At 64.7% G+C, this 8,542-nt stretch carries 7 protein-coding genes and 1 riboswitch; of the genes, 2 read left to right on the top strand and 5 right to left on the bottom strand.

Annotation, left to right across the window (positions count from 1 at the left end; genetic code table 11):
- Window positions 1-42 precede the first annotated feature (42 nt).
- From HMPREF0372_RS08900 to HMPREF0372_RS08880, 5 genes are all read right to left on the bottom strand, one after another.
- Complete coding sequence (locus tag HMPREF0372_RS08900) at window positions 43-444, bottom strand: hypothetical protein (RefSeq protein WP_024725332.1); 402 nt, start codon at window positions 442-444, stop codon at window positions 43-45.
- A gap of 71 nt (window positions 445-515) precedes the next feature.
- Complete coding sequence (locus tag HMPREF0372_RS08895; protein WP_007491123.1) at window positions 516-1,076, bottom strand: TetR/AcrR family transcriptional regulator; 561 nt, start codon at window positions 1,074-1,076, stop codon at window positions 516-518.
- 201 nt (window positions 1,077-1,277) lie between these two features.
- Entirely contained in the window at window positions 1,278-2,459 is a 1,182-nt protein-coding gene (gene metK / locus HMPREF0372_RS08890) for a methionine adenosyltransferase (protein WP_007491122.1), read from the bottom strand.
- 76 nt (window positions 2,460-2,535) lie between these two features.
- Window positions 2,536-2,629, bottom strand: a riboswitch (SAM riboswitch).
- 147 nt (window positions 2,630-2,776) lie between these two features.
- Window positions 2,777-4,021 (bottom strand): adenosylhomocysteinase, encoded by a 1,245-nt coding sequence (locus tag HMPREF0372_RS08885; protein ID WP_007491121.1) that lies wholly within the window; start codon window positions 4,019-4,021, stop codon window positions 2,777-2,779.
- A complete protein-coding gene (locus HMPREF0372_RS08880; RefSeq protein WP_039997042.1) occupies window positions 4,018-4,980 on the bottom strand; it encodes a radical SAM protein in 963 nt (320 codons plus the stop codon). Before HMPREF0372_RS08880 ends, HMPREF0372_RS08885 begins: the two co-directional genes overlap by 4 nt.
- A 203-nt stretch (window positions 4,981-5,183) precedes the next feature.
- Here HMPREF0372_RS08880 and HMPREF0372_RS08875 point away from each other — a divergent pair, with 203 nt between their 5' ends.
- Window positions 5,184-7,502 (top strand): polysaccharide pyruvyl transferase family protein, encoded by a 2,319-nt coding sequence (locus HMPREF0372_RS08875; protein ID WP_007491119.1) that lies wholly within the window; start codon window positions 5,184-5,186, stop codon window positions 7,500-7,502.
- Window positions 7,503-7,611: 109 nt separating this feature from the next.
- Window positions 7,612-8,505 carry a hypothetical protein gene (locus HMPREF0372_RS08870; RefSeq protein ID WP_140402430.1) on the top strand — a complete coding sequence of 298 codons (894 nt, stop codon included), beginning with the start codon at window positions 7,612-7,614 and terminating at the stop codon, window positions 8,503-8,505.
- Window positions 8,506-8,542 lie beyond the last annotated feature (37 nt).

Below are 8,542 nucleotides of genomic sequence, written 5' to 3'. Positions count from 1 at the left end.
TTCACCGTCCAATATGTTTGACAAACCTACAGGGTTTCAAAATTACCCGCGGGAAACTGCCAGTAAAAAGCGGAGCCCCGCCGTCAGCAGGGAGGCCCCCAGGCCGGTGTAGAACACGGCGATGAAGCCCTCCGGCGCCAGTCCGCTGGCCCGAAGGCCGATGCCGAAGGCTATCATAAATACCATGATCAAAAATGATTTCCCATCAAAAAACTGCCAGAACCACTTCCGCTCCGTGCCGTACCCCAGTATGCGCGCGGTGTGCCGCTGAACCAGCTTTCCGAACACCATGCCCTGAAACAGCCCGAAGACCAGCGCAGAGAGCGCCAAATTCCACAGGGTTACATGTCCGGGGTAAGCCAGCAGCCCGATGCGCAGGATGTTGAAGCCTGCCGCCCCCCACACCAGCCCCGCCAGCAAAAGCAATGTTTCTTTTTTTACCATGGTAAGTTCCTCCTCATTATGAACATTGTTCATTTTATGTGCAAAACAGGGCGCGGGTTCCCGCGCCCGTCTCAGCGGTAGAGCAGCCTGCGGAGCACCTGCTCCAGCCCCTCACAGTTGTCCGCGCCCCGGCTCATCTGCCCCAGCAGGCTGTCCAGCACGAAAGCGGCAAGCTGCTCCCTGGAAAAGGAAGCATCAAAGGCGGACGGCCGCACTGCACAGTCCGCCTCCAGCGCCTCCAGCAGCGTCTGGCGGACGCGCCCGAGGGCCTCCGCCATGGTTCGCCGGCCCGCGCTCCGCCCCTCGGGCAGGAAGCCCGCCGCATGTCCCTGGAAAAAGCCCGGATATTCCCCGGCTCCGCTCTGAATGCGGTGGAACAGCCAGTGGACGTAGGCCGCAAAGCCGTCCCGGGGCGCCTCCCCCTCCGGCGCGGACAGAATCTGCATCCAGATCTCCTCCACTGTTGCGGCCAGCAGCTCCGTCTTGCCGGAAAAATAGTTGTAGACCGAGCCCACGGAGACCCGGGCCTCGGCCGCCACCGCGCGGATGCTCAGCCCGCCTAGGCCCTGCCGCCGGGCGACCGTCCGGCTGGCGGCCAGAAGCGCCTGCCGGGAGGTGACCACAGTATTCATGCACACACGCCCCCATTCTGAACACCGTTCATTTTAACAGATCCCACCCGTTTGTCAACGGTATAAAACTTCATGCGCGCAGGGCGCGCCATGAAAAGATGCGGCGGCCCGGCGCCAGGCTACCCTGCTGTTGCATAAAAATGCCCGCCGCAGGCAGAACCTGCGGCGGGCGTACAGATGATGCACAGGGACGGCCGGCGCTTACAGATAGCTCTTGAGCTTCTCCACCATGTCGGTGTACTCCCAGGGCAGATCCACGTCGGTGCGGCCGAAGTGGCCATAGGCGGCGGTCTGCTCGTAGATGGGGCGGCGGAGATTCAGGTGCTCGATGATCTTGGCCGGGCGCATGTCGAAGCACTCGTTGACGATGGCGGAGAGCTTCTCCTCGTCCAGCACGCCGGTGCCGTAGGTGTCCACCAGAACGGAGACGGGGTGGGCCACGCCGATGGCGTAGGCCAGCTCGATCTGGCACTTGCGGCACAGGCCGGCGGCCACCAGGTTCTTGGCGATGTAGCGGGCCATGTAGGCGGCGGAGCGGTCCACCTTGGTGGGATCCTTGCCGGAGAAGCAGCCGCCGCCGTGGGCCGCGGAGCCGCCGTAGGTGTCCACGATGATCTTGCGTCCGGTCAGGCCGGTGTCGCCCACGGGGCCGCCCACCACAAAGCGGCCGGTGGGGTTGACGTAGAACTTGGTGTCCTTGGTGATGTACTGGGCGGGGATAATGGGCTTGATGATCTCCTCCACCACGGCCTCCCGCAGGTCCTTCAGGGCGATGTCGGGGTCGTGCTGGGTGGACACCACGATGGCGGGGCAGGAGAGCACCTTGCCGTCGTCGCCGTACTCCACGGTGACCTGGCTCTTGCCGTCGGGGCGCAGCCAGGAGAGCTTCCCGCTCTTGCGCACGTCGGTGAGCTGGCGGGCCAGCTTGTGGGCCAGGTCGATGGGGGCGGGCATCAGCACATCCGTCTCGTCGCAGGCGTAGCCGAACATCATGCCCTGGTCGCCGGCGCCGATGAGATCGGCCGCGTCGGTGCCGCCCTCCTGGTGCTCATAGGACTGGTTGACGCCCATGGCGATGTCGGGGGACTGCTCGTCGATGGCGGTCATCACCGCGCAGGAGCGGTAGTCGAAGCCGTAGGCCGGATCGGTGTAGCCGATGCGCTCCACCGTGCGGCGGACGATGGAGGGAATATCGGTGTAGTGCTTGGTGGTGATCTCGCCCATCACGGTGACAATACCGGTGGTGGTGAAGGTCTCGCAGGCCACGTGGGCGGTGGGGTCGTGGGCCAGAATGTCGTCCAGGACGGCGTCAGAGATCTGGTCGCAGACTTTGTCGGGGTGTCCCTCGGTGACGGACTCCGAGGTAAACAGACGCTTTGCCATAATGTAGTTCCTTCCTTTCTCACTCGGGCACGAAAAACGCGCCCCGCCGGATGGCGGAGCGCGTGGTGCTCATCCATCCTCATCTTTCGATTTCCTCGCCGGATTTGGCACCTTGCATTGCAGGTTGCCGGGTTTCATCGGGCCGTTCCCTCCACCGCTCTCGATAAGGCATATTCAATTGACTGTAGCTATTCTATCGACTTTTTTCCCGATATGCAATAGACAAAACAGGGGCTTTGTATAGCGCCGGCGGGGGCGCCGTTGTGCAAGCCGCCGGATTTACACAGGGGACGCCGTCCCCCTGCGCGGAGAGGCCGTCACGCCTTCCAGCCGTTGAGGTACTCCTCCTGCTCGGGGGTGAGGGCGTCGATGGACAGGCCCATGGCGGCCAGCTTGACCCGGCCGATGGCGTCGTCGATTTCGGCGGGCACCTGGTAGACCTTCTTCTCCAGGCCGTCCCGGTGCCTGACCAGCCACTCCAGGGCCAGGGCCTGGACGGAGAAGGACATGTCCATAATCTCGGCGGGGTGGCCGTTGCCGGCGGCCAGGTTGACCAGCCGCCCCTCGCCGATGACGTTGAGCACCCGGCCGTCGGGCAGGGTGAAGCCCTCGATGTTGTCCCGGCGCAGCTCCCGTTTGACCGCCATGGCCGCCAGGCCCGCCACGTCCACCTCGCAGTCGAAGTGGCCGGCGTTGGTGAGGATGGCGTTGTGCTTCATCACTGCGAAGTGCTTCGGGGTGATGACGTCCTTGCAGCCGGTGACCGTGACGAAGATGTCGCCGTACTTGGCGGCCTCGTCCATGGGCATGACCCGGAAGCCGTTCATGGTGGCGTCCAGGGCCTTGAAGGGGTCCACCTCGGTGACGATGACGCTGGCCCCCATGCCGGCGGCCCGCATGGCCACCCCCTTGCCGCACCAGCCGTACCCGGCCACCACCACGGTCTTGCCCGCCACCACCAGGTTGGCGGTGTGCATGATGGCATCCCAAACAGACTGGCCGGTGCCGTACTTGTTGTCATAGTAGTGCTTGGCCTTGGCGTCGTTGACGGCCATCATGGGGCAGGGCAGGATGCCCTCCCGCTCCCGGGCCTTGAGGCGCAGGATGCCGGTGGTGGTCTCCTCGCAGCCGCCGATGAGGTGCTCGCCCAGGTCGGCGCACTTGCCGCCCAGCAGGTGGATCAAATCGCCGCCGTCGTCCACGATCAGGTGGGGCTTGAACTTGAGGGTCTCGATGAGGAGGTTCTCATACTCCTCCCCCATGGCGCCGTGGATGCCGAAAGTCTCCACGCCCATGTCGGCCAGTCCGGCGGCCACGTCGTCCTGGGTGGACAGGGGGTTGGAGCCGGTGAGGCGCACCTCCGCCCCGCCCTTGGCGAGCACATAGCCCAGGTTGGCGGTCTTGGCCTCCAGGTGGACGGACACCGCCACCCGCAGGCCGGCGAAGGGCTGCTCCTGCTCGAAGCGGGCCTCAATGCCGCCCAGGGCGGGCATGAAGTCCCGCACCCAGTTGATCTTCCGGCGGCCGGCCGGGGCCAGGTTCTGATCCTTTACAATACTCATGCTGTTCCTCCTTGCGGGGCGGCCGCCGAGGGGCTGGGTCCGTCCCAGAAATCCAATGTCAGAAGGGGCTTGCTCCTGCGGAACTCCTGCACACGCCGGTGAATGGCCTCCAGCTGCTCCAGGCTGGCCGGCTGCTCCGGTCCGTAGGCCGGGCAGGTAAAAAACCAGCAGAATTTGGCTCCGGTGGCAATGACCCGGTCATAATAGAGTTCGGTGGCCACCCGCTCTGCGTTCTCCGCTGTGCAGCGGCAGGCCACGCCGAAGGGCAGCTTGTACCGCCGCAGCAGGGCCGCGGCCCGTGTGGCGTCGGCGCCGTCCTCGTCCACCTGAATGGCGGGGAACAGGTTGCGCACCCGCAGCAGATCCGCGCACAGTTCGCCGGTAATGAACCGGGGCGGCGTGAAAGCGGCGAACACGCAGTCGGTGTGCTTGTTGCACAGGGCAATGGTCTCCTGCTCCCGGGCCAGAGGGTTGCCGCCGCTGAAGATAAAGAGATGACAGCCCCGCCCCTTCCGGGCCTCAATCTCCTCGTCCAGGCTGTCGAACTCCATATAGGGCCGCACGCCGTAGATGGACGCGCCGCAGCCGCGGCAGCCCATCTCGCAGGGAAAGGAGGGGTCGATGATCACCGCCCAGGGGGCGCGGCCGTTTCCCAGTTCCCCCGCCGCGTTGCGGCTGGGCCAGTCCATCAGCCCGGCGTGAATCACAAAGTTCTCAAAAATCTTTTTCAGTACCCGGCTGTCGATATCGGTATACATGCTCTTGATGAGGCGGTGCCAGTTGTTGCCGGGGTCACTCATGGCCCTGTGAAACAGCTCCCGGTAGGGTGAGGCCAGCCGCTCCCCCGTGTATTTATCCAACCAGTCCATCAGCTTGGGAAGGTTGGCGTCCGGGTCCCGCTCCAGGTAGTCCAGGGCCTTGGAGATGCCGAAGGCCCTGAGTCTGGCCGGCAAGCTCATGAATCTGCACGCTCCTTTCCCACGGACGATTTTTATAATTGTATCATAATGCATCCATCGCCGCAACGCCATAGACAAAACTGCGGTTCCTGTTGGAATTTCAGACACAATGGCAAGAGTGTCTAACAGCCGGCGTTGACAAGCCCCGCAGTTCCGGGATATACTGAACTGATTTCATCTCAGATTTTCTAGGAGTGAGCGCCATGCGCACCGGACTCATCACCTTTCATTTCGCCCACCACTACGGGGCACAGCTCCAGGCACTTGCCACCATGCGGGCCATCCAGTCCCTGGGGCACGACTGCGAGATCATCGACTACCGCCTGCCCCACACCACCCGCACCAACCAGCTTTTCAAAAAGAGCGGCGGCGTGCGCGGCATGGCCTCCGATGCCCACACCGCCCTCCACTACGGGGCGTTCCAGCGCCGCTTCCGGCGCTTCGAGGCCTTTGTGGCCGAGGAGATGTCCCTCTCCCCCCAGCGGTACACCGCCTTCGAGCAGCTCCGGGCCGACCCGCCCGCCTACGACGTGTATGTGGCGGGCAGCGACCAGATCTGGAACCCCTATATCTTCCAGGACAAGCAGTTCGACCCCCCCTTCCTGCTGGGCTTCGTCCGGGAGGGCCGCCGCATCGCCTACGCCCCCAGCCTGGGAGTGCCTGAGCTGCCGGAGGACAAGGCCGAGGAGCTGCGCCGCTTTCTGACTCCCTTCTCCGCCCTGTCCGTGCGGGAAAAGCGGGGGCAGGTTCTGCTGCGGGAGGCTGCCGGGCGGGACGCCCGGGTGGTGCTGGACCCCACCCTCCTCCTCACCGGCGAGGACTGGGGAGAGCTGGCCGCGGCCCCCAAACGGCAGGGGCCCTATATCCTGTGCTACTTTGTCTCCGACCCCGGCGAGGCGGCCCCCTACGCTTTGGCCCTGTCGGCGCGCACCGGTTGGCCCATCGTGCAGCTCGCGGGGGCCCGGCGGAAGATCGACGGGGCGGCCGAGCTGGTCTTTGACGCCGGCCCCCGGGAGTTTTTGGGCCTGTTCCGGCACGCCTCCGCCGTGGTGACCAACTCCTTCCACGGGGCGGCCTTCTCCCTCCAGTTTCAGAAGGACTTCTTCACCTCCATGTCCCCCAGGGAGCGGGCGGAGCCCACCTTCTCCCGCATCTACAGCCTGCTCTCCCGGCTGGGCTGTGCCGACCGCATCCTGGGCCTGGACACCACCGCCCCGGTGGACGCCCCCATAGACTACGGCGCGGTGTACGAGAAGCTGGCGGCCGCCCGGGCCGACTCCCTGTCCTATCTGGGGGCCGCCATCGAGGGCGCCCCCCTGCCCGCGGAGGAGCCGGAGCCCCAGGCCGCCCCCCGTCCGGTGCTGTGCAGGGCGGAGGACTGCACCGGCTGCACCGCCTGCGCGTCGGTTTGTCCGGTGAACGCCATTGCCATGGAGCCCGACCATGAAGGCTTCCTGCGGCCCGTCATTGGGGAGCGGTGCATCCTGTGCCGCAGGTGCGAGCATACCTGCCCCATCCTCCACCCCCCGGTGCCCGGCCCCGCCCCGGCGGCGGCCCACGCGGTCTGGAACCGCGACGGGGCCGAGCGGACAGCCAGCTCCTCGGGCGGCTTCTTCTCCCTGCTGGCCCGCCATGTGCTGGAGCAAGGGGGCGCGGTGTTCGGCGCGGCGCTGGACGAGGACATGACCGCCCGCCACGTGTGCGCCCGCACGGTGGACGAGCTGGCCCCCATGCGGGGCTCCAAGTACGTCCAGAGCGATCTGGGCGGCAGCTTTTCCCAGGTCAAGGCGCTGCTGGAGGAGGGGACGGCGGTGCTCTTCTCCGGCGTGCCCTGCCAGGTGGACGGGCTCAAACGCTACTTGGGGAAGGACTACCCCAACCTGCTCACCTGTGATCTGGTGTGCCACGGGGTGCCCTCCCCGGCGGTCTTCCGGGCTTACCTGGACGGCCTGGAGGCCGCCCGCGGCTCCAAGGTTGTCTCGGTGCGCTTCAAGGACAAGTCCCACGGCTGGTCTCACCCCTGGTTCACCGCTCAGTTTGCCGATGGGAGCGTCTATACCGAGGACTTCAACCGCACCGGCTATGGCCGGGGCTTCGGGATGCAGCTCTTCCTGCGCCCCGCCTGCGCCCGGTGCCGGTACACCTCCACCAGCCGCCCCGCCGACTTCACCCTGGCCGACTACTGGGGCCTGGACGAGAAGCTGGCCCTGCCGGTGGAGCGGGACAAGGGGGTCTCCATGGTGCTGGTGAACTCCGCCCGGGGGCAGGCTGTGTTCGATGCCCTCTCCCCCCGGTTCGGCCAGGTGGAGCGCCCCCTGGCCGAGGCGGTGGCGGGCAACCCCCGGCTGGCCTCCCCCCTGAAGGCCAACCCCCGCCGGGCCGCCTTCTTTGCCGCCTTCGCGGCCCTGCCCTTCGCCGAGGTGGAAAAGCGCTTTCTGGCCCTCCCCTCCCTGCCCTACCGGGCGGCGGCCAAGGTGCTCACCCCGGCCATGAAGGAAAAAATCCGCAAGCTGCTGAAATAACGGCGGCGAAATGTTTACAATTTATTCGGGAATTTTTCCCGGCCGTCTGGTACACTACTTTGTACGTCACAACGGGGCGGGCATTCCGCCCAACGGGAGGTAACTTCACTTGAGTGCAATTCAACGCTGGCTGGACCGGTTCTGCTACAAGCACCCCCGGTTCGGCATACCCAACCTGATGTTGGTCATTGTGGTCGGCAATGTACTTGTCTGGCTGATGGATCAGTTCAGCTACGGCGTGTCCCTGTCCGCCCTGCTCGCCTTCTCGCCGTACTACATTCTGCACGGACAGATCTGGCGCATCATCACCTTTGTCTTTGTCCCACTGGACAGCAACCTCTTCTTCCTGGCCGTCTCTCTTTACTTTTACTATATGATCGGCTCTGTGCTGGAGCGGGAGTGGGGTACCGCTAAGTTCAATGTGTTCTATGGCCTGGGTGTCCTGCTCAACGTGGTGGTCGGTTTCCTGCTCTACGCGGTCACCGCCCCTCTCTATCCCTCCCATCTGCTCCCGCTTCTCACCACCGCCAGCATGACCTACGTGAACCTCTCCCTGTTCTTTGCCTTCGCCACCCTGTATCCAAACATGCAGGTGCTTCTTTTCTTCATCATCCCCATCAAGATCAAGTGGCTGGCGTGGATCGACGCGGCCCTGTTCGGCTGGAGCGTCCTCAGCAGCCTCTTTGGCGTCTTTACCTCCGGCCTGGCCGCCCTCCCCGGCGTCATCATCCCCCTGGTTGCCATTCTGAACTACTTTATCTTCTTCTGGGACAATTTCCTCCAGCTCTTCGGCCGGGTCAAATACCAGACCTCCCGCCAGACCGTCAACTTCAAGAAGGCCACCAAGCAGGCCCAGCAGCAGAAGGGCTATATCCACAAGTGCGCCGTCTGCGGCAAGACCGACACCGACTACCCCAACGAGGAATTTCGTTACTGCTCCAAGTGCAACGGCTATTACTGCTACTGTTCCGAGCACATCCACAACCACGTTCACATACAATAAAAAAGCAACGCGGCGGGCGGCCTGAAGGCCGTCCGCC

The organism is Flavonifractor plautii ATCC 29863 (genome assembly GCF_000239295.1).
Taxonomy (GTDB): Bacteria; Bacillota; Clostridia; order Oscillospirales; family Oscillospiraceae; genus Flavonifractor; species Flavonifractor plautii.
This window is presented reverse-complemented; position numbering and strand designations above follow the sequence as displayed.

Bases quoted from the DNA above. Each gene is read 5' to 3' on its own strand.
- HMPREF0372_RS08900 (WP_024725332.1), bottom strand. From the start codon at position 444: ATGGTAAAAAAAGAAACATTGCTTTTGCTGGCGGGGCTGGTGTGGGGG.
- metK (WP_007491122.1), bottom strand. From the start codon at position 2,459: ATGGCAAAGCGTCTGTTTACCTCGGAGTCCGTCACCGAGGGACACCCC.
- HMPREF0372_RS08875 (WP_007491119.1), top strand. From the start codon at position 5,184: ATGCGCACCGGACTCATCACCTTTCATTTCGCCCACCACTACGGGGCA.
- HMPREF0372_RS08880 (WP_039997042.1), bottom strand. From the start codon at position 4,980: ATGAGCTTGCCGGCCAGACTCAGGGCCTTCGGCATCTCCAAGGCCCTG.
- HMPREF0372_RS08895 (WP_007491123.1), bottom strand. From the start codon at position 1,076: ATGAATACTGTGGTCACCTCCCGGCAGGCGCTTCTGGCCGCCAGCCGG.
- HMPREF0372_RS08885 (WP_007491121.1), bottom strand. From the start codon at position 4,021: ATGAGTATTGTAAAGGATCAGAACCTGGCCCCGGCCGGCCGCCGGAAG.